Origin of the sequence: Rhodococcus sp. BP-241 (assembly GCF_019836145.1) — a bacterium.
Taxonomy (GTDB): domain Bacteria; phylum Actinomycetota; class Actinomycetes; order Mycobacteriales; family Mycobacteriaceae; genus Rhodococcoides.
The window spans coordinates 135,674-155,080 of sequence record NZ_JABUEI010000005.1; the positions used below are offsets into that span (position 1 = coordinate 135,674).

A 19,407-nucleotide genomic window follows, 5' to 3' on the forward strand; every position below is an offset into this window, starting at 1 on the left:
CGGCCGGTATGACTGTCATCGAGGTCGACACCGGAACAGATCGCATCGAGGCGACACTCGAGATCCCCTCAGGGGAGGGGCCCTGGCCCGCCGTCGTGATCGTGCACGACGTGTTCGGCATGACCGACGACATCAGGTCCATCGCCCGGCGCTTCGCCGACCAGGGCTACGTCGCGTTGGTGCCGGATCTCTACGCCCGCGGTGGTCGCGCCAAGTGTGTGACAGGAGTGTTCCGGTCGCTTCTCGCGCGCTCGGGCCGGGCGGTGGACGACCTGCTGGCGTGCCGCGACATCCTCACCGCGCGCGCCGACACCACCGGCGCGGTGGGCATCGTCGGGTTCTGCATGGGTGGAGGCTTCGCTCTGGCGCTGGCGCCCCGGGGGTTCGAGGCGAGCGCGCCGTTCTACGGCATCCTGCCCCGGCACATCGAGTCGGCCCTCGACGGCACGTGCCCGATGGTCGCGAGTTTCGGTAAGCGCGATCCGATGCTGCCGGGCGCGGGCCCGAAGCTCGAGAAGGTGTTGCAGGACAAGGGCGTTGCCCACGACGTCGTGACCTATCCCGGTGCCGGCCACAGTTTCGCGAACGACTTCGGATCGGGTCCGGGTGCACTGGTCATGCGCGTCACCGGATTCGGCTATCAGCACGAGCAGGCCGAGGACGCCTTCGCTCGGGTCTTCACCTTCTTCGGCGAGCACGTCCGGTCGCGCTGACGCCCACGAGGCTCAGCGGCCGACGGCCGGACCCTGCAGCGCCCCGCGCACCTCGCCCGTCTTGGGCTCGACCGCGCCGCGACTCTTGACCCAGCGGCTCGGCAGCTTGCCCACCAGCTCGCCGAGCGGGTTCACCGCAGCGGCGAGGACGTCCACGGTGTCCTGCAGAATCTCCACGCTGACGCTCATGCGCTCGAGGTTGGGCGCCAGCGAACTCAGCGACTCGGCGACGGTCACGAGCTGATCCAGCGGACCGTTGCGTGCCGTCAGCCGCTGGATCGCGCCTTCCTCACCGAGCAGCGTCTCGACGAGCCCGCCCTTGGCGAGGGCGTTGTCGATGACCCCGTTCTCACGGGTCAGCGCCTCGATCACGCCGCCCTCCTTGGTCAGGAGTTCGACAGGGCCGTCCTTCGCGGTGAGGCGCTCGATGGGTCCGTCGACGGCCGTGAGTCGATCGAGCAGACCGCCCTCGGCGAGGAGGCGATCCAGCGCACCGTCCTCCGCGAGGACTCGGGTGAGGGGGCCGTCGTCCGCCAGGATGCGTTCGAGAGGACCGCCGGGCTCGAGCAGTCGATCGAGGGTGCCGCCCTTGCTCGTCAACCTGTCGACGGCGCCACCGGGCTCGAGCAGTCGGTCCAGCGGGCCACCGGGCCGCAGCGCGTGACCCAGTGCGCGGTCGTCGGAAGTGAGCTCGGCCAACTGTCCGAGAAGCTGCAGCGGGCCGCTCCGAGGATTGGCCAGGGTGATGGCGTCGAGTGACCCGGAAGCGCCTGCGGCCAGCGCCATCCGGGTGGTCGCGACGGCCGACTCGGCCACCCCGACCGCCGACTCGGCGACAGCCAATCCGACACGCACCGGCAGTGTGACCGCGGACACCCAGTTCATGGGGTCACTCTAACCCGCGGCGGGAAGGCCGGAGGCCGGTCGGGACGGGACGGCGGGACGGCCGGGGGCGCGGTCAGTGGGCGAGCTTGAGTCCGATGACGCACCCGACGAGCCCTGCGATGAGGGCGATGCGGATCGGCGTCGCGGACTCGGTGCCGGACACCATCGCGTAGACGACGGTGAGCGAGGCGCCGATGCCCACCCACACCGCGTAGGCGGTGCCGGTCGGGATGGTCCGCATGGCGAAGGCGAGACCGCCCATGCTGACGACGAGCGCCGTACCGAAGACGATGGTGGCGACGGGCTTCGTGAAGCCCTCGGACTTGCCGAGTGCGGTGGCCCAGACGGCCTCGAACACGCCCGACAACACCAGAATGATCCATGCCATGAGTAGTCGACTCTCCTGGCACCGTCTTGTCGCTGGCCGGGTACGGTGCGCTCGTCCGGGTCTGTGTCGCAGTCTGTCCTCCACGGTAGCAAAGCGGACACGACGCCGGATCGGGGCTCACAGGAACCTCACAGCGACACCCCGGGCAGGAACCAGCAACGCCGGACACCATGGCACTCGTGAGCGAGAATTCCGTCATGACGACTCCCCGACCGCAGACCACCGCCGAGGCGAAGGTACTGGTGGTCGACGACGAGCCGACCATCGTCGAACTGCTGTCGGTCAGTCTGAAGTTCCAGGGTTTCGAGGTCCGCACGGCGCTGGGTGGGCCCGCGGCTCTGGACGTCGCCCGGACCTTCCGGCCGGACGCGTTGATCCTGGACGTGATGATGCCCGACATGGACGGCTTCGGGCTGCTCCGCCGACTGCGCGCCGACGGTATCGACGCGCCCGCACTGTTCCTCACGGCACGGGACTCGGTGGAGGACAAGGTGACCGGTCTGACCATGGGTGCGGACGACTACGTCACCAAGCCGTTCAGCCTCGAGGAGGTGGTGGCGCGCCTGCGCGTGATCCTGCGCCGGTCGGTGCGCGGTCCGGAGGCGCAGCCGTCACGCCTGACGTTCGCCGACATCGAGCTCGACGACGACACCCACGAGGTGTGGAAGGCGGGCGAACCCGTCTCGTTGTCCCCGACGGAGTTCACGCTCCTGCGCTACCTCATGGTCAATTCCGGGACGGTGCTGTCCAAGCCCCGGATCCTGGACCACGTGTGGCACTACGACTTCGGGGGTGAGGTCGGTGTCGTGGAGTCCTACGTGTCGTACCTGCGCAGGAAGGTCGACACGACGGAACCCCGGCTGATCCACACACTGCGAGGCGTCGGCTACGTCCTGCGGGAACCGCGAAGGTGAAGCGGCACCTACGTGCCGTCCCGCTCCGCGTCACCCTGGTGTCGGTGCTGCTGCTTCTCGTCGCCCTCGGTCTCGTCGGTTCGGGTGTGGCCGTGACCTCGGCACTGCAGAACACGCTGACCCAACGTGTCGACGAACAGCTCATGGAGGCGGCGTCCGGCTGGGCCAGGCCTCGTGGGGAGCGGTTCCTCGGACCGCCCCCGGAGGAGGCGAACCCGCAGCGTCCGCCCACGGCGTTCTACGTCCGCTCGGTGGCGGCGGACGGCACCGTGCGTACTCCCGTGAACGATGTCGGGGACGATCAGCCCGATCTGACCGGCGTCCTGACCGCCACGCCGACCACTGTCGGATCGGTCGGCGATCCCGACGAGTCGTGGCGCACGGTGACCGTCTCGAACGAGGACGGCCAGACGACGGTCGCGATTCCGCTGGCGGGCAACGAGGCCATCGTCTCCAGGCTCGTGACTCTGCAACTGTCCATCGGTCTCGCAGTGCTGGTGGTGCTGGGTGTCGCCGCGTACTTCCTGGTGCGCCGGAGCCTGCGGCCGCTGCAGGAAGTGGAGGTGACGGCCGCGGCCATCGCGTCCGGGGATCTGCATCGACGCGTTCCCGAGTGGAACGAACGCACCGAGGTGGGGCGACTGTCCGCGGCACTCAACGGAATGCTCGCCCAGATCCAGCACGCCTTCGCTGCGACGGAGGCGTCCGAGAACGCCGCGCGCGAGTCCGAGAACGCGGCACGTGCGTCGGAGGACCGGATGCGCCGTTTCGTGGCCGACGCCTCCCACGAGCTCCGGACCCCGCTGACGACGATCCGCGGCTTCGCCGAGCTCTACCGGCAGGGGGCCATGACCGACACCGAGTTGCTGATGACCCGTATCGGGGGAGAGTCGGCGCGGATGGGTCTGCTCGTCGAAGATCTGCTGATGTTGGCGCGGCTGGACGCCCAGCGTCCGCTCGATCGGAGCCCCGTGGACCTCCTCGTGATCGCAGCGGACGCGGTGCACGATGCGGCCGCCACGGCTCCGGAACGAGCCGTGAGTCTGCAGGTGCTCGAGGGCAGCGGCGTGCCGGAGGTGCTGGGGGACGACGCGCGTCTGCGCCAGGTGCTCGGCAACCTGGTGGGCAACGCGCTCCGGCACACCCCGCCGACGGCGTCGATCACCGTGGCGGTCGGAACCGTCGGTGAGACAGCTGTTCTGGAGGTTCGTGACACTGGGCCGGGACTTACCGAGGACGATGCCGAGCGCGTCTTCGAGCGGTTCTATCGGGCGGATCGTTCGCGCACGAGAGAGAGTGGCGGGAGTGGTCTGGGTCTGTCGATCGTGTCCGCGCTGGTCGCGGCCCACAGCGGTCGGGTCTCGGTGGCGAGCGCGCCCGGCCGGGGTGCGACGTTCCGCGTGGAGCTGCCCCTGGCGGGCCGGCGTCCGGGTGGACGGGTGGAGTCAGCCGGAGACGAGCCCCTCGACCAGGACGACGGCGATGAGGAGCATGACCACACCGATCAGGACGTCGAGCACACGCCACGCGACGGGTCTGGCGAAGATCGGCGTCATGAATCGCGCGCCGAATCCGAGGGCCGTGAACCAGACGATGCTGCCCAGCGTCGCGCCGAGGGCGAACCACCAGCGCGCTGACCCGGTCTCGCGATTGGCGACGGAGCCGAGGAAGACGACGGTGTCCAGATAGACGTGCGGGTTGAGCCACGTCAGTGCCAGGCAGGTGAGGACCGCGGACCGCAGCGACACACTCGCTCCGTTCCCGCCGACGGTCAGACTCGTCGGGCGCAGTGCCCGTCGGAAGGCCATGAGTCCGTACACGGTGAGGAAGACGGCGCCGGCGACCGTGACGACGGTGACAGCCGTGGGGTAGGTCTCGACGACCACGCCGATGCCCGAGACTCCCGCGAGGATGAGGACCGCGTCGGACAGAGCGCACACCAGGACGACGGCGAGCACGTGCTGTCGCGCGATGCCCTGACGGAGAACGAAGGCGTTCTGTGCGCCGATCGCGACGATGAGGGAGAGGCCGACACCGAAGCCGACGAACAGGGAGGACATGACCGGAACGCTAGGTCGAACCAGACGATGTAGTCCAGCTCATGTTTTTCAGGACTGATGAGCGTAGCTTCACATCATGCAGTCGGACCAGCTCGAGGCTCTGCGTGCCGTCGTCGACGACGGCACGTTCGAAGCGGCTGCGCGGTCGCTGCACATCACACCGTCGGCGGTGAGTCAGCGCATCAAAGCGCTGGAACTGCGGGTCGGTGCCGTTCTCGTCTCGCGCACGAAGCCCGTGATGCCGACCGAGTCCGGCGTCGTGCTGCTCCGGCTCGCCCGGCAGATCCAGACTCTGACCGACGGCGCCGTGCGGGAGTTGCGCACCGCGGACGACGTCGCTCGGGTGTCGCTGGCCGTCAACTCGGATTCCCTGGCCACGTGGGTGTTGCCGGCGCTCGCGCCACTGGCGGGCTCCGTGATCCTCGACATCCATCGAGAGGATCAGGACCACACCGCCGAACTCCTCCGCGGTGGAACGGTGACGGCGGCGATCACGTCCGTGGACACACCTGTCCGCGGCTGTACCTCGACCAGGCTCGGCTCGATGCGGTACCGCCCCTGCGCGTCTCCGTCGTTCGTGACTCGATTCCTGGACGACGGCGTCACTCCGGACGCCCTGGCCCGAGCCCACGTCGTGGTGTTCGACGAGAAGGACGCGCTGCAGGATCGCTACCTCTCGCGACACGGCGTGTCCGCGTCGGTGCCGCCGCGACACCTGGTGCCGTCGTCCACCGAGTACGCGCGTGCCGTGCATCTGGGCTTCGGCTGGGGCATGCTGCCGGACCAGCAGCGCGGCGGACTCGACGTCGTCGAACTCGACGACACCGTGATCGACGTGGCGCTTCACTGGCAGCAATGGACGCTGTCGTCGCCGGCGCTCGACACCGTGGCCGCGGCGATCGTCGGAGCCGCGCGGGCGGTTCTCGGACGACCGATCAGCGACGGGGGACGTGCTGCCCGTGGCCGAGTGCCGTGAGCGCTGCGGTGATCTTCTCCTGCGCCTCGTCCAACGACTCGGGCGACGGGGAGGTGTCGGCGCCGGAGATGTCGAAGTCCGCCATGTCGAAGGCCGGGAACACGTGCAGATGCAGGTGCGGCACCTCGAGACCGGCGATCAGCAGACCCGCCCGAGGGGCGTCGAACGCCGACCGGACGGCCTTGCCGACGGTCTGAGCGACCGACGTGAGCGATCCGAAGGTCGTCGGATCGACGTCCTGCCACTGATCGATCTCGGCTCGCGGGACGATCAGGGTGTGACCCTGCGTGACCGGGGCGATGGTGAGGAACCCGACGACGTCGTCGTCCTCCCACACGAAGCGGCCCGGGATGTCGCCGGCGATGATTGCGCTGAACACGGATGCCATGGGCCGACTCTATTCGTCGGCTCCGCACCGGCTCCCGGGTACTTCCCGGGTCCGCCCCGGGTCGGTCCCGGGGCGGCGCACGAGTGTTCGGTGCATGACAACCAACTCAGTGGTGGAGCGGGAAGGCCGGAGGCCGGCCGGTGACGGGCGGGAAGGCCGGAGGCCGGCCGGTGACGGGCGGGAAGGCCGTGGGCCCGGGCCCGGGCCCGGGCGCGGGCGCGGGCCGGAGCCGGGGCCGAGTGGGGGTGCGGCGCGGACGGTGACCGTCGAGCTCGTGGTGCCCGTGTACAACGAGGAGGCCGCGCTCGAAGCCTGTGTCCGCAGGCTGCACGCCTTCCTGCGGGCCGACGTTCCCTGGTCGACGGTGATCACCGTCGCCGACAATGCGAGCACGGACGCGACACGGTCGATCGCCGAGCGCCTCGCCCGGGAGCTCGACGGTGTCTCGGTGCGACATCTGGACGACAAGGGTCGCGGTCGCGCGCTCAAGGCGGCGTGGACGGAGTCGGAGGCCGACATCGTCGCGTACATGGACGTCGACCTGTCGACGGATCTCGGTGCACTCGTGCCCCTCCTGGCTCCGCTGGCATCGGGCCATTCCGATCTCGCGATCGGGTCCCGGCTCGCCTCGTCCTCGCGGGTGGTGCGAGGGGCGAAGCGAGAGTTCATCTCCCGCACCTACAACGTCCTCCTCCGCACGGGTCTGCGGACCAGATTCTCCGACGCTCAGTGCGGGTTCAAGGCCGCGCGCACCGAGGTCGTCCGGGAACTGCTTCCGCTGATCGAGGACACCGGGTGGTTCTTCGACACCGAACTGCTCGTCCTCGCGGAGCGGGTCGGTCTCCGCATTCACGAGGTGCCCGTCGATTGGGTCGACGATCCCGACTCGAGCGTTGACATCGTCGACACCGCACTGGCCGATCTGAAGGGCTGCTGGCGCGTCGGGCGTGCGCTCGCGACCGGCGCCCTCCCGATCGCGGACCTGCGTCTCAGCCTGGGTCGTGGACCCCTGTCGTCCACCGCCTCCACCACCGAGGTCTCCGAACTGAGGGGAGTGCCCGTCGGCATGATCGGTCAACTGGTGCGGTTCGCGCTCGTCGGCGTCGCCAGCACTGTCGCCTACGCGGTGCTGTACCTGATCCTGCACACGATCCTCGGCGCGCAGGGCGCCAACTTCGTCGCGCTCCTCGTCACCGCAGTGCTGAACACCGCCGCCAACAGAGCCTTCACATTCGGGGTCCGAGGCTCCGACGGGGCTGCGGCGCATCATCTTCAGGGTCTCGCGGTGTTCGCCTTCGGGTGGCTCGTCACCGCCGGTTCTCTCGTCGCCCTGCACGAGTGGGCTCCGGGTGCGTCCAAGCACGTCGAGCTCCTCGTTCTCGTTCTCGCCAACCTGGTCGCCACCGTGACGCGCTTCGTCGCGCTGCGCTGGGTCTTCCGGGCCGCATCCTCCGCCCGCACTCGTCAGATGGAGTCCACCTCGTGACCACCCTCCTCACCGCCCCGGAAGATCGCATGCACGACGGGGCTCCGCGCCCGGTCCGTACTCGTTGGGAACCATGGGCCGCTGCGGCCCTGATCCTGGGAACTGCTGTCGCCTACCTCGTGAACCTGAGCAGCAACGGATGGGCCAACTCCTTCTACTCCGCTGCGGTGCAGGCGGGTTCGCAGTCCTGGGAGGCGTTCTTCTTCGGCTCCTCCGATGCCGCGAACTCCATCACCGTCGACAAGCCGCCGATGTCGCTGTGGCTCATGGAACTGTCCGTCCGGGTGTTCGGGCTGAACTCGTGGGCGATCCTCGTGCCTCAGGTCCTGCTGGGTGTCGCCTCCGTGACGCTGCTGTGGCGCACCGTACGGCGACAGTGGGGACCGGCCGCCGGACTGCTCGCAGGACTGGTTCTCGCGCTGACTCCCGTGGCGGCACTGATGTTCCGTTTCAACAACCCCGATGCGCTGCTGGTGCTGCTCATGATCGCGGCGGTGTGGGCGATGATGCGGGCTGTCGAGAGCGGTCGCACCCGGTGGCTCGTGGTCGTCGGCACGATGGTCGGACTCGGCTTCCTGACCAAGCAGCTGCAGGTCATGCTGGTGGTTCCCCCTCTGGCGCTGACGTACCTCCTGGCCGGGCCTGTGTCGCTGCGACGGCGCATCCTGCAGTTGTGTGCCGCGCTGGGCGCGATGATCGTGTCGGCCGGATGGTGGATCGCCGTCGTGGAACTCTGGCCGGCGTCGTCGCGGCCGTGGATCGGTGGGTCGCAGAACAACTCGATCCTCGAACTGACGCTGGGATACAACGGTCTCGGTCGGCTCAACGGTGAGGAGACCGGTTCGGTCACGCCCGGCGGCGGCGGTGGTGGCGGCGGAATGTGGGGGGAGACGGGCATCCTGCGGATGTTCGACGCCTCGCAGGGCGGTCAGATCGCCTGGCTCGTTCCCGCTGCGCTGATTCTGGGAATCGCGGCGATCGTGCTGCGCGGCAGGGCTCCTCGTACCGACCAGCGGCGCGCTGCGCTGATCGTCTGGGGACTGTGGCTCCTGGTCACCGGGCTGACGTTCAGCTTCATGGCCGGCATCTTCCACTCGTACTACACCGTGGCGCTGGCGCCGGCGGTCGCGGCGCTGGTGGGCATGGGCAGCGTGGCGCTCTGGCGGGCCCGCGAGCGCCTCGTCGCACGCATCGTTCTCGCCGCGACGGTGGTCGCGACCGTGGTGACGTCCTGGATCCTGTTGTCCCGCAGCGCATCTTTCGTTCCGTGGCTGAAGGTCGTCGTCGTGCTGGTCGGTGTGCTCGCGGTCGTGGGGCTGCTCGTTCCGCGGCTGACTCGCGGCAGGCTCGCCGCGGTCACGGTTCTGGCGGCGGTGATCGCGGGACTCACAGGACCGACCGCCTACGCCGCGAACACCATCGCGACACCGCATCAGGGCTCCATCGTCACGGCCGGGCCGAATACCGGTGGCGGCTTCGGGCGTGGCGGCATGGACGGCGGGCGCGGCATGCGCGACGGCGGTGCCGGCCGGATGCCCGCCGGGGGACAGGCGCCGACGGGTGCGCCCGGTCAGCTCCCGGGTGGCGCCGCGCAGATGCCGGGTGGCGCGGACGGTGGCGGCGGCATGGGCGGGTTGCTCGATGGCAGTACTCCGAGCGCCGAGATGGTCGCCCTGCTCGAGGAGAACTCGGACTCGTACACCTGGGTCGCCGCGGCGATCGGGTCCAATGCCGCGTCGGGCTACCAGTTGGCGACCGAGGACCCGGTGATGCCGATCGGTGGTTTCAACGGCAGCGATCCCTCCCCGACGCTGGCCGAGTTCCAGCAGTACGTCGCTGACGGTGAGATCCACTGGTTCATCGCGGGCGGCGGTATGGGAGGCGGTGCGTCCGGTACCTCGGCGGAGATCAGCGAGTGGGTCACCGCGACCTTCACCGCCCAGACCGTGGACGGCGTGACACTGTACGACCTCACCGCCTGACCCGGATCCGGTGCAGTGAACCGTGCTGACCACGGTCCACTGCACCGGATCTCACATCAGCGAAGTTCTCCGGCGATGTCGGCCGAGGCGAGCATCAGCACCAGCGCGGGGACGACGGTGCGTGCGGCGAGCCGGTAGTCGCCCCGGCCGTGCTGCTCGACGATCCGCGCCGACGTGAGGGTCTTCAGATGGTGATAGAGCTGACCGACGGACGACAGTCCCACCGCCGCCTGCAGATCGGCGGCGACCGCGGGACCGCGCAACAGTGCGCGGACCACGGCGAGCCTCACAGGGTGGCCGAGCGCCGCCAGCACCTCGACCGCCCGGTCGGGGGGAAGATCGAGCACGGCGTCGGGCACGTACTCGATGGACCAGGTGACGTCGCCGGCCAGATGGACGTCACCCGAGTAGGACACGAGGCCCCCGGTGGACGCCGCCGTCTGTCGGGGGTCCCCCTCGAGCGCCGCGACCCGAGCCTCCAGGGCTGCGACGCGTGCCTCCAGCTCGCTCACGAGATGCAGGCTAGCCGCCCCACTGTCGCCGGATCCGCCGCGGCCTCGAGGAGCAGCGTCTGATGCTGGGTCAGGTTCGTCGTCGCGGACTCGTACTCGGCTGCGGTCAGACCATGGTTCAGCCACACCACCACGGCGGGGGCGCCGTCCGCGCGGCGGAACTCGAAGCCGTGCGTGAGAACTCCGGGCAGATTTCCGCCCTTGAACCCCATGGCCACGAACCCGGCGTCCGCAGGCGGGTCCTGCCATTCGAGGTGGCGCCTGACGGTGCCGACCCCCGAGCCGTAGGAACCGTCGGCGACGGCGGTGTGGAATCGCGCGAGCTCGGCGGCCGTCCCGGTCGGGCCGAACCGATCGAAGTACGTGAGGAGTTTTGTCTCGTCGCGCGGTCGCGCAGTTGTTCCGTACGTCGCGCGGAAGTCGGCGTCGAAGGCGAACCGCTGTGCGAGCGACCACAGATCGTCCGTGTCGACGGTCGCGTCGAGGGCGCCGAGCGTGACGCCGACGAGGGTGGGTGGTGTGAAGTCGCTCCACCCGCCCGCTGCGGCGGCGTCCCGCAACGCGTCGTCGCCCAGGCGGTACCGGAGGTAATCGGGCACTCCGTTGTCGCTCTCACGCACCATCGCGGTGACCATGTCGTCGAGCCGCACCGTTGCGGCCGGATCCGTCGGCGATGTTCCGTCGTTCGCGATGCCGAGGCGATTCAGAGCCGCGATGTGGGCACCGCCGTCCGTGCCGGGTGCGTACCACCGCTGCCAGTCGGCGACAGGGATGCGTTCGTCCGGGTTCAGCGTGCCGTCGGCCACGGCGCGGGCGTAGGCACCGAGGTGTACGACCTTCACGGCGGAGGCGAGGGGGTGCGGCGTGTCCGCGTCGTGCTCGGCGGTGTGTCCGAGCCCGTCGTCCACCGCGAAGGACACCGATTCGGGGTGCTCGGCGGCGAAGCCGATCCAGCCGTCGGGTGTGGTCATGTCCGCAACGGGGGCCGGTGCGCACGTCGTGGTGGACGTCGGCTCGGCCGTGCTCGGCGGTGCGGACGAGCACCCGGCCAGCAGAATCGACGTCGCGGTCACGGCGGTGAGTGTGCGCATCATCGGTTCTCCTCGAATCGCATCGTTCGGTTATTCCGTAATTCCGGAATTACCGTAGCGCGAACGGGTGCGCTGGTCCAGAGGTCGTGGCCAGTACGCTGCTCTCGTGCGAGTACTCGTCATCGGTTCCGGAGCCCGTGAACATGCCCTGCTGATCGCCCTGGCGGCGGACCCCGAGGTGAGCGCGGTGATGTGCGCCCCCGGCAACGCCGGCATCGAGACCGTCGCCCAGACGTACCCCGTCGACGTGGCCTCCGGGGAGGCCGTCGTATCGCTCGCTCGCGAGCGCGGCGCCGATCTGGTCGTCATCGGCCCCGAGGTACCGCTGGTGCTCGGCGTCGCCGACGCGGTGCGCGAGGCCGGGATCGCCTGCTTCGGTCCGTCCGCCGCCGCCGCCCGGATCGAGGGTTCCAAGGCGTTCGCGAAGGACGTCATGGCGTCGGCCGGGGTCCGCACCGCGACCAGCGAGGTGGTGGACACGCCTGCACTGCTCGATGCCGCCCTCAACCGCTTCGGGCCGACGTGGGTGGTGAAGGACGACGGACTGGCCGCGGGCAAGGGAGTCGTCGTCACGCAGGACCGCCTCACCGCGCGCGCTCACGCCGCCGAGCTCCTCGAACTCGGCCATCCCGTGTTGCTCGAATCGTTCCTGTCCGGCCCGGAGGTGTCGCTGTTCTGTCTCGTCGACGGCGAGACCGTGGTGCCGCTCCTGCCCGCTCAGGACCACAAGCGCGTCGGAGACGGCGACACCGGGCCCAACACCGGCGGGATGGGCGCCTACACACCGTTGCCGTGGTTGCCCGACTCGATGGTCCAGCGCATCGTCGACGAGGTGGTAGCGCCCGTGGCAGCGGAGATGGTGGCACGGGGTTGCCCGTTCACCGGCCTGCTCTACGCGGGCCTCGCGGTGGACGGTGAGGGCCCCGCGGTCATCGAATTCAACTGTCGCTTCGGTGATCCCGAGACCCAGGCCGTGCTCGCACTGCTCGACTCACCGCTCGGTGCGGCGCTGTACGCGGCATCCACCGGAACATTGGCGGACCTGCCGCCGCTGCAGTGGAAGCAGGGTTCGGCGGTCACCGTCGTGCTCGCCGCCGAGAACTATCCCGGCCGACCGCGCACCGGAGACGCCATCACCGGCGCCGAGAACCCCGGCGTGCTGCACGCGGGGACGGCGCACGGCAGGAACGGGGGCCTCGTGTCGGCCGGGGGCCGGGTGCTCAGCGTCGTCGGCACCGGGGCGGATCTCGCCGCCGCCCGCACCGAGGCGTACGACATCATGGCGCGAGTGTCGTTGACCGGCGGCCACTTCCGCACCGACATCGGACTCTCGGCCGTCGAGGGCCGGATCTCGATCCCCTCCTGACGATGGTCGAGGAATCCGCGCGCTCGCGTATCGAGCCGTTCCGCGTCATGGACGTGTTCGCCGCTGCGGCGCGCCGCCAGGAGACTCACGGCGACGTCGTGTCCCTCGCGGCCGGACAGCCGTCCACGCGTGCGCCCGGGCCGGTCCTCGCTGCCATGCGCACGGCGCTCGACGACGACGTGATCGGCTACTCCGAGACGTTGGGTACCGCGCGGCTGAGGGCGACGATCGCCGCCTACCTGTCGAGGCGATCGCAGGTCGTCATCGAGGCCGAGGACGTCGTGGTGACCACCGGGTCGTCGGGTGCGTTCACGTTGCTGTTCCTCGCGGCGTTCGACGCCGGCGACACCGTGGTGATGGCGCGACCCGGTTATCCCGCGTATCGCAACACGTTGTCCGCGTTGGGGTGTCGCGTGGTCGAGCTGGACTGCGGCGAGGACGTGCGCTTCCAGCCGACGGTCGCGATGCTCGATGCGCTCCCCGAACCTCCGAAGGGACTGATCATCGCCAGTCCGGCCAATCCGACCGGCACGATCATCGATCCCGACGAGTTGGCCGCGCTCGCGCGATGGTGCGACGAGCACGGCACGCTGCTGATCTCCGACGAGATCTACCACGGCATCTCCTACGGCGACGTCGAGTGCCGGAGCGCTCGGGAGTTCTCGGACGGCGCCGTCTCGATCGGGTCGGTCTCGAAGTACTTCTCCATGACCGGCTGGCGTCTCGGCTGGATGGTGCTCCCGCGTTCGCTCACCCGAGCGGTCCAGCGGCTGGCCTCGAACATGACGGTGTGTCCGCCGACCGTCTCGCAGCTCGCCGCGGTCGCCGCCTTCACGGACGAGTCCCTCGCCGAGTTGGACGGTCACGTGCGGCGGTACGCCCGCAACCGCGAGGAACTGCTCGGCGGTCTCCGTGATGCCGGCGTCACCCGGCTCGCTCCCGCGGACGGCGCCTTCTACGCGTACGCCGACATCGGGCACCTGACGGACGATTCGTTCCGATGGTGCGCCGACACCCTGAACGAGACCGGCGTGGCCGTCGTCCCGGGTGCGGACTTCGACACGGTGCACGGTCACCACACGGTGCGCTTCTCCTTCGCCGGTGCGACCGAGGACATCACCGAGGCGCTGCGTCGGCTCACCCCGCGACTGCGGTAGTGGGCTGCGCCCCCGTGCGCCTTCTGCGCATCCAGGGATACGCAAAAGGCGCACGGGGGAGAAGCGCCGGTGGCAGCATGTGTACGCATGTCGACCGGCTCCGCTCCCCGCTCGACGCCCAAGGGTCGGCGTCGGCGCGAGGCCCTCATCTCGGCCGCAGCGGACCTTCTGCTGGCCGGAGGGTACGACGCCGTGCGGCACCGGAGCGTCGCGGCGAGGGCCAGGCTTCCGCTGGCGTCGACGACCTACTACTTCGACTCCCTGGACGACCTCGTCACGCACGCCGCGGAACTGAACGGGGTCCGCGAGATCGCGATGATCCGCGACCGGATGACCGCATTCGCGCCGGCTGCGTTGGACACCGCGGACACGGTGGACCTGGTGGTCGACCTGCTCGTGGGTCCGGACGACGGCGACGAGGTCCGGCGGGACCTGATGGTGGCGCGCTACGAGCGGGTGCTGGCTGCGGCGCGGCATCCGCAGCTGCAGGAACTGCACTGCCGGCTGCGTGGTGAGCTGGAGGACATGCTGTCCGACGTGCTGTCCGCCGCGGGTCGGCCCACCGACCGTGACCACGTCCGCCCGCTCCTGGCCCTCGTCGACGGTGTCGTGATGGGCGCGTTGGGTGAGAATGGGGCGGACCTGCGGTCACGCGTGCGGGACGTCCTGCTGGATGCGGTGGACCGTCACGCGCCGTTGTCGCGGGAAGTCCGGAGGACGGTCGCGCAGTAGAGGCGCAGTCCGGAGGACGGTCGCGCAGTGGAGGGACCGTAAACTGGCCGCTCGTGAGCCGTATCCCGAATGTCCTCGCCCACCGTTACGCCAGTCCCGACATGACCCGTCTGTGGTCACCCGAGCACAAGATCGTGCTCGAGCGTCAGCTGTGGATCGCCGTGCTGCGAGCGCAGGCCGATCTCGGTGTCGACGTCCCGGCGGAGGCCATCGCGGACTACGAGCGCGTGGCCGACCGGGTCGATCTCGAGTCGATCGCGGATCGAGAGCGGGTCACTCGTCACGACGTGAAGGCGCGGATCGAGGAGTTCAACGCCCTTGCCGGCCACGAGCACGTGCACAAGGGTCTGACCAGCCGCGATCTGACGGAGAACGTCGAGCAGCTGCAGATCCTGCGGTCGATGGAACACGTGTACGGGCACGGCGTGGCTGTCGCGGCGCGTCTGGCCGAGCGCGCGGCCGAGAACACCGAGGTGGTCATGGCCGGCCGCAGCCACAACGTCGCGGCGCAGGCCACGACGCTGGGCAAGCGGTTCGCGTCGGCTGCCGACGAGTTGATGGTGGCGTCGACCCGGCTCCGGGAGCTGATCGACCGGTACCCGCTGCGCGGCATCAAGGGTCCGATGGGGACGGCCCAGGACATGCTCGATCTGCTCGGCGGCGACGCCGACAAGCTCGAGACCCTCGAACGCGCAGTGGCGCAGCATCTCGGTTTCGCCCACGTCTTCACGAGTGTCGGCCAGGTCTACCCTCGTTCCCTCGACCACGACGTGGTGTCGGCGCTGGTGCAGGTGGGTGCGGCGCAGTCCTCCTTCGCCCACACGGTGCGCCTGATGGCCGGACACGAGCTGGTGACCGAGGGTTTCCAGCCGGGTCAGGTGGGCTCGTCGGCCATGCCGCACAAGATGAACACCCGGTCCTGCGAACGCGTCAACGGCCTGCAGGTGATTCTGCGCGGCTACGGGTCCATGGCCGCGGAGCTGGCCGGCGCACAGTGGAACGAGGGCGACGTCTTCTGTTCCGTCGTGCGTCGTGTCGCGCTGCCGGACGCATTCTTCGCCATCGACGGGATGATGGAGACCTTCCTGACCGTGCTCGCAGAGTTCGGTGCCTATCCCGCGGTGATCGCCCGCGAGCTCGATCGCTATCTGCCCTTCCTGGCGACGACCAAGGTGCTCATGGCCGCCGTACGTGCGGGAGTCGGTCGGGAAACAGCCCACGAGGCCATCAAGGAGCATGCCGTGGCCGTCGCTCTCGCGATGCGGGAGCAGGGGAGGGAACCGGACCTCCTCGACCGACTCGCGGCCGACGAGCGGTTGCCGCTCGACCGCGCGGCACTCGACACGGCGCTGGCGGATCGGTCGGCGTTCATCGGCGCCGCGCACGCGCAGGTCGCTGCGGTCGTCGCCGCGGTGCAGACACTGGTCGACGCGAACCCGGAGGCGGCTCGGTACACACCGGCTCCCATTCTGTGATGTGAACCGTGACGACGGGGCGGTCTCCCGGTGGAAGTGACGGCCGTCAGACCCTACGGTTCGTCATGTGAGCAAAGTTGTCGTCATCGGAACGGGTTACCTGGGCGCCACGCACGCTGCGTGCATGGCCGAGATCGGACACGACGTCCTCGGGGTCGATGTCGACCCGAGCAAGCTGGCCAAGCTCGAGGCGGGGGAGGTGCCCTTCTGGGAGCCCGGCCTCGAGGAAGTGTTGCAGCGCAACATCGCAGCGGGCCGCCTGCGCTTCACCGCGTCGTACGCGGACGCTGCAGCGTTCGGTGACATCTTCTTCCTCGCGGTGGGCACGCCGCAGAAGAAGGGCGAGTACGCCGCTGACGTGACGTACGTGAACTCCGTGGTGGAGAACCTCGCACCGCTGATCACCGGACCCGCTGTCCTCTTCGGCAAGTCCACGGTCCCCGTGGGCACGGCGGAGCGACTCGGCACGATGGCCCATGCGCTCTCGCCGGCAGGCGAGGACCTCGAGGTGGCCTGGAACCCGGAGTTCCTGCGCGAGGGTCACGCCGTGGAGGACACGCTGCACCCGGACCGGCTGGTGCTCGGGGTCGACCGGAACCGTCCTCGGCGCGCGGAGGAGGTCGCGCGCGAGGTCTACGCGCCCCTGCTCGCCGAGGGAATCCCTTTCATCGTGACCGATCTGGCCACCGCCGAATTGGTCAAGACCTCGGCCAACGCATTTCTCGCAACGAAGATCTCGTTCATCAATGCTATTTCCGAGGTCTGTGACGCGGCAGGCGCCGATATCACCGTTCTGGCCGACGCAATCGGTCACGACGATCGAATCGGGCGCAAGTTTCTGAACGCCGGGATCGGTTTCGGCGGAGGTTGCCTACCGAAGGACATCCGCGCATTCATGGCTCGTGCCGGTGAGCTGGGAGCCGATCAGGCGCTGACGTTCCTGCGCGAGGTCGACAACATCAACATGCGTCGCCGCACCGGCATGGTCGAGGTCGTGCGCGACACCGTGGGAACTCTGCTGGGAGCTCAGGTCGCGGTGCTGGGTGCAGCCTTCAAGCCCGACTCCGACGACGTCCGCGATTCACCGGCACTCAATGTCGCTGGCCAACTGCAACTTCAGGGTGCCGGTGTGACCGTGTACGACCCGAAGGCCAACGACAACTCACGCGCGCTGTTCCCCACGCTGGGGTACGCGAGCTCTGCGCTGGAGGCGTGCGCGAAGGCCGACGTGGTACTCGTGCTCACCGAATGGCGTGAATTCCGCGAGCTGGTTCCCGCCGATCTGGAGGGCGTGGTGCGAGAACGCAGAATCATCGACGGACGCAATTGCCTCGACGTGAATGTGTGGCGGTCCGCGGGATGGCTGTATCGGGGACTCGGCAGGCCGTGACCCGGTGAATGCGCGACGCCACGCGTGCCCGTAAAACGATTGATACACTTCTGCCCGAATCCCGATCCATGAACGAGCAGAGGAATTTCGTGTCGACTGAGCTCGAGGGAACCACGGCAGTGCGACGACGGCGACGTGTACCGATCTGGGTATGGGTTGTCGTCATCGTGCTACTGGGGCTCGTCGCATGGTTCGGATGGACCGTCTTCACTGCGTACAAGGGACTGAGCTCGGCGCGCGACGACGCGCTCGCGGCGCGGTCGGCGATCCTGGCCGGCAACGCGGACGAAGGCCGCGAGCACGTCGCGGACGCCACCGCGGCGTCGTCGGATGCGCTGGACGCCACCGAGTCGCCCATCTGGAAAGCCGTCGCCGCTATCCCTGGCGTCGGCTCCCCACTCGAGGTCGTGGGGCCCCTCACCGGGCTCGTCCACGACCTCACGACCGAGGTCCTGCAGCCCGCCGTCGAAGTCGGTGCCGTCCTGAACCCGAGTGAACTGCGCGCGGACGACGGCACGATCGACCTGGGTGCCCTCCGCGATGCATCGCCGACGCTGGAGCAGGTGTCGGTGTCGGCCGGCGAGTTGAACGATCGTGCCGAGTCCATCGACACCGAGAGCTACCTGCCCCAGGTCACCGAGGCCGGCGACTCGTTGAAAGCACAGCTGGACGACCTGTCAGGACTCCTGACCAATACCAGTCTCGCATCGAAGATCCTCCCGGACATGCTCGGCGAGAATGCGCCCAAGAGTTACTTCTTGGCCTTTCAGACGAACGCGGAATCGCGTGGTACCGGTGGGCTGATGGGTGGATTCGCCATCATCGATGCCGACCGGGGAAAGATTGAGCTGGACGAACTCGCGAAGAACAATGAATTGCGGCGCAATTACGATCCCATCGACCTGGGCCCAGATTTCGCCAAGAACTATGGGAACCAATACGACGCGACGTCTAACTGGCAGAATGCCAACGTCAGTCCTCATTTCCCGTACACGGGTGAGATTCTTCGGTCGATCTGGCAACAGGAGTCCGGTCAGTCCGTCGACGGCGTACTGGCGACGGACCCAGTGGCGCTGAGCTACATTCTTGGTGTCGTCGGCCCCGTGACGCTCGCCGACGGCGAACAGGTCACCGCAGACAACGTGGTGGACCTGACCCAGTCGGAGGCGTATTTCCGTTTCGCAGACGACAACGCCGCACGCAAGGAGTACCTGCAGCAGATCGCAGCCCGCGTCTTCTCGAAGGTGGAGGGCAAGATAAGTAATCCCGCGAAGCTCCTCGACGCCATCGGACGAGGAGTCAGCGAGGGTCACACTGCCGTGTGGAGCGCGGATCCCGCCATACAGTCCGTTCTGTCCGGTACGAAGATCGCCCACGAAGTGCCGGACGATCCGGCTCCGTTCGCATCGGCGGTGGTGAACAACGGGGCGGGCGGCAAATTGGATTATTACCTGGAGCGCGACATCACCTATTCCGCGTCGTCATGCCAAGGCGAGACAAGGGCATCGACGATCTCTGTGAGTGTCACCAACACTGCACCACCGCAGGATTACCCGAGATACATCGCGGGCCGACAGAACGAGACGACCGCGTACGAAGGCCCGCCGGGAACCAATCGATCAGTGCTGTCTGTTTTCACCACGACAGGTTCCGTCTTGTCGAAAGCGAGTATCGACGGACAGCAAGTGTTCTTGCTGACGGCTCAGGAGCGGAATCACCCGGTGTTCTACACGCCCCTCGTCGTCGAGCCGGGGCAGACCAAGACCCTCGTCCTCGACCTCGTGGAGCCGACGGCGCCGGGTGCTGCGCGGGTGCCGCTCCAGCCTGCGACGCTCCTCGGCACCGCCACCGTCGACGTGCCGGACTGCTCGGGATCCTGACGCGGCTCTCGT

Annotated in this window: 17 protein-coding genes, 1 pseudogene and 1 riboswitch; of the genes and pseudogenes, 12 read left to right on the plus strand and 6 right to left on the minus strand. The window is 68.7% G+C overall.

The annotated features are described in order from the left end of the window. Positions 1-8 precede the first annotated feature (8 nt). Positions 9-713 carry a dienelactone hydrolase family protein gene (locus HQ308_RS12585; RefSeq protein ID WP_222646576.1) on the plus strand — a complete coding sequence of 235 codons (705 nt, stop codon included), beginning with the start codon at positions 9-11 and terminating at the stop codon, positions 711-713. A gap of 12 nt (positions 714-725) precedes the next feature. On the opposite strand, the gene HQ308_RS12590 is transcribed toward HQ308_RS12585, so the two are convergent. After that, positions 726-1,598, minus strand: a complete 873-nt coding sequence (locus HQ308_RS12590; RefSeq protein ID WP_051612993.1) for a hypothetical protein — start codon at positions 1,596-1,598, stop codon at positions 726-728. A gap of 73 nt (positions 1,599-1,671) precedes the next feature. Then, positions 1,672-1,986: a multidrug efflux SMR transporter gene (locus tag HQ308_RS12595; RefSeq protein ID WP_027504331.1), complete on the minus strand. Its 315-nt coding sequence runs from the start codon at positions 1,984-1,986 to the stop codon at positions 1,672-1,674. A gap of 15 nt (positions 1,987-2,001) precedes the next feature. After that, positions 2,002-2,063: riboswitch (guanidine-III (ykkC-III) riboswitch) on the minus strand. A gap of 120 nt (positions 2,064-2,183) precedes the next feature. On the opposite strand from HQ308_RS12595, the gene HQ308_RS12600 reads away from it, so the two are divergent. Together HQ308_RS12600 and HQ308_RS12605 are read left to right on the plus strand one after the other, a co-directional pair. Continuing rightward, complete coding sequence (locus HQ308_RS12600) at positions 2,184-2,900, plus strand: response regulator transcription factor (protein ID WP_027504330.1); 717 nt, start codon at positions 2,184-2,186, stop codon at positions 2,898-2,900. Continuing rightward, entirely contained in the window at positions 2,897-4,537 is a 1,641-nt protein-coding gene (locus HQ308_RS12605) for a HAMP domain-containing sensor histidine kinase (RefSeq protein ID WP_308115772.1), read from the plus strand. Before HQ308_RS12600 ends, HQ308_RS12605 begins: the two co-directional genes overlap by 4 nt. Here the strand turns inward: HQ308_RS12605 and HQ308_RS12610 are convergent. Then, positions 4,427-4,960 (minus strand): annotated as a pseudogene (locus tag HQ308_RS12610) (LysE/ArgO family amino acid transporter); the annotation flags it as partial. The gene HQ308_RS12605 and the pseudogene HQ308_RS12610 overlap by 111 nt on opposite strands. A 76-nt stretch (positions 4,961-5,036) precedes the next feature. Here HQ308_RS12610 and HQ308_RS12615 point away from each other — a divergent pair. After that, on the plus strand, positions 5,037-5,936 hold the full coding sequence (locus HQ308_RS12615; RefSeq protein ID WP_056446641.1) for a LysR family transcriptional regulator ArgP: 900 nt from the start codon (positions 5,037-5,039) through the stop codon (positions 5,934-5,936). Here HQ308_RS12615 and HQ308_RS12620 read toward each other — a convergent pair. After that, positions 5,896-6,324 (minus strand): HIT family protein, encoded by a 429-nt coding sequence (locus HQ308_RS12620; RefSeq protein WP_027504327.1) that lies wholly within the window; start codon positions 6,322-6,324, stop codon positions 5,896-5,898. The two genes, HQ308_RS12615 and HQ308_RS12620, sit on opposite strands and share 41 nt — an antisense overlap. Before the next feature lie 94 nt (positions 6,325-6,418). Between HQ308_RS12620 and HQ308_RS12625 the strand changes: the two genes are divergently transcribed. Together HQ308_RS12625 and HQ308_RS12630 are read left to right on the plus strand one after the other, a co-directional pair. After that, a complete protein-coding gene (locus tag HQ308_RS12625) occupies positions 6,419-7,810 on the plus strand; it encodes a bifunctional glycosyltransferase family 2/GtrA family protein (protein WP_222646577.1) in 1,392 nt (463 codons plus the stop codon). Further along, complete coding sequence (locus HQ308_RS12630) at positions 7,807-9,792, plus strand: glycosyltransferase family 39 protein (RefSeq protein WP_374198534.1); 1,986 nt, start codon at positions 7,807-7,809, stop codon at positions 9,790-9,792. Before HQ308_RS12625 ends, HQ308_RS12630 begins: the two co-directional genes overlap by 4 nt. Before the next feature lie 56 nt (positions 9,793-9,848). Here the strand turns inward: HQ308_RS12630 and HQ308_RS12635 are convergent, their stop codons facing one another. Continuing rightward, positions 9,849-10,304: a helix-turn-helix transcriptional regulator gene (locus HQ308_RS12635; protein ID WP_056446646.1), complete on the minus strand. Its 456-nt coding sequence runs from the start codon at positions 10,302-10,304 to the stop codon at positions 9,849-9,851. Then, on the minus strand, positions 10,301-11,398 hold the full coding sequence (locus HQ308_RS22620; RefSeq protein ID WP_261776064.1) for a class A beta-lactamase-related serine hydrolase: 1,098 nt from the start codon (positions 11,396-11,398) through the stop codon (positions 10,301-10,303). Before HQ308_RS22620 ends, HQ308_RS12635 begins: the two co-directional genes overlap by 4 nt. 103 nt (positions 11,399-11,501) lie before the next feature. Between HQ308_RS22620 and purD the strand changes: the two genes are divergently transcribed. The 6 genes from purD to HQ308_RS12665 all read left to right on the plus strand — a co-directional run bounded on the left by purD (position 11,502) and on the right by HQ308_RS12665 (position 19,395). Then, positions 11,502-12,761: a phosphoribosylamine--glycine ligase gene (gene purD / locus HQ308_RS12640; RefSeq protein WP_056446650.1), complete on the plus strand. Its 1,260-nt coding sequence runs from the start codon at positions 11,502-11,504 to the stop codon at positions 12,759-12,761. 2 nt (positions 12,762-12,763) lie between these two features. Next, positions 12,764-13,918: a pyridoxal phosphate-dependent aminotransferase gene (locus tag HQ308_RS12645; RefSeq protein ID WP_222646579.1), complete on the plus strand. Its 1,155-nt coding sequence runs from the start codon at positions 12,764-12,766 to the stop codon at positions 13,916-13,918. 87 nt (positions 13,919-14,005) lie between these two features. Then, positions 14,006-14,650, plus strand: a complete 645-nt coding sequence (locus HQ308_RS12650; protein WP_027504321.1) for a TetR/AcrR family transcriptional regulator — start codon at positions 14,006-14,008, stop codon at positions 14,648-14,650. A gap of 53 nt (positions 14,651-14,703) precedes the next feature. After that, on the plus strand, positions 14,704-16,125 hold the full coding sequence (purB, locus tag HQ308_RS12655; protein ID WP_222646580.1) for an adenylosuccinate lyase: 1,422 nt from the start codon (positions 14,704-14,706) through the stop codon (positions 16,123-16,125). Between the two features lie 67 nt (positions 16,126-16,192). Then, positions 16,193-17,515 (plus strand): UDP-glucose/GDP-mannose dehydrogenase family protein, encoded by a 1,323-nt coding sequence (locus HQ308_RS12660; RefSeq protein ID WP_222646581.1) that lies wholly within the window; start codon positions 16,193-16,195, stop codon positions 17,513-17,515. An 8-nt stretch (positions 17,516-17,523) separates the two neighbouring features. Then, on the plus strand, positions 17,524-19,395 hold the full coding sequence (locus tag HQ308_RS12665; protein ID WP_222646582.1) for a DUF4012 domain-containing protein: 1,872 nt from the start codon (positions 17,524-17,526) through the stop codon (positions 19,393-19,395). Positions 19,396-19,407: the final 12 nt, after the last annotated feature.

Bases quoted from the DNA above. Each gene is read 5' to 3' on its own strand.
- HQ308_RS12585 (WP_222646576.1), top strand. From the start codon at position 9: ATGACTGTCATCGAGGTCGACACCGGAACAGATCGCATCGAGGCGACA.
- HQ308_RS12590 (WP_051612993.1), bottom strand. From the start codon at position 1,598: ATGAACTGGGTGTCCGCGGTCACACTGCCGGTGCGTGTCGGATTGGCT.
- HQ308_RS12595 (WP_027504331.1), bottom strand. From the start codon at position 1,986: ATGGCATGGATCATTCTGGTGTTGTCGGGCGTGTTCGAGGCCGTCTGG.
- HQ308_RS12600 (WP_027504330.1), top strand. From the start codon at position 2,184: ATGACGACTCCCCGACCGCAGACCACCGCCGAGGCGAAGGTACTGGTG.
- HQ308_RS12615 (WP_056446641.1), top strand. From the start codon at position 5,037: ATGCAGTCGGACCAGCTCGAGGCTCTGCGTGCCGTCGTCGACGACGGC.
- HQ308_RS12620 (WP_027504327.1), bottom strand. From the start codon at position 6,324: ATGGCATCCGTGTTCAGCGCAATCATCGCCGGCGACATCCCGGGCCGC.
- HQ308_RS12625 (WP_222646577.1), top strand. From the start codon at position 6,419: ATGACAACCAACTCAGTGGTGGAGCGGGAAGGCCGGAGGCCGGCCGGT.
- HQ308_RS22620 (WP_261776064.1), bottom strand. From the start codon at position 11,398: ATGATGCGCACACTCACCGCCGTGACCGCGACGTCGATTCTGCTGGCC.
- HQ308_RS12645 (WP_222646579.1), top strand. From the start codon at position 12,764: ATGGTCGAGGAATCCGCGCGCTCGCGTATCGAGCCGTTCCGCGTCATG.
- HQ308_RS12650 (WP_027504321.1), top strand. From the start codon at position 14,006: ATGTCGACCGGCTCCGCTCCCCGCTCGACGCCCAAGGGTCGGCGTCGG.
- HQ308_RS12665 (WP_222646582.1), top strand. From the start codon at position 17,524: ATGCGCGACGCCACGCGTGCCCGTAAAACGATTGATACACTTCTGCCC.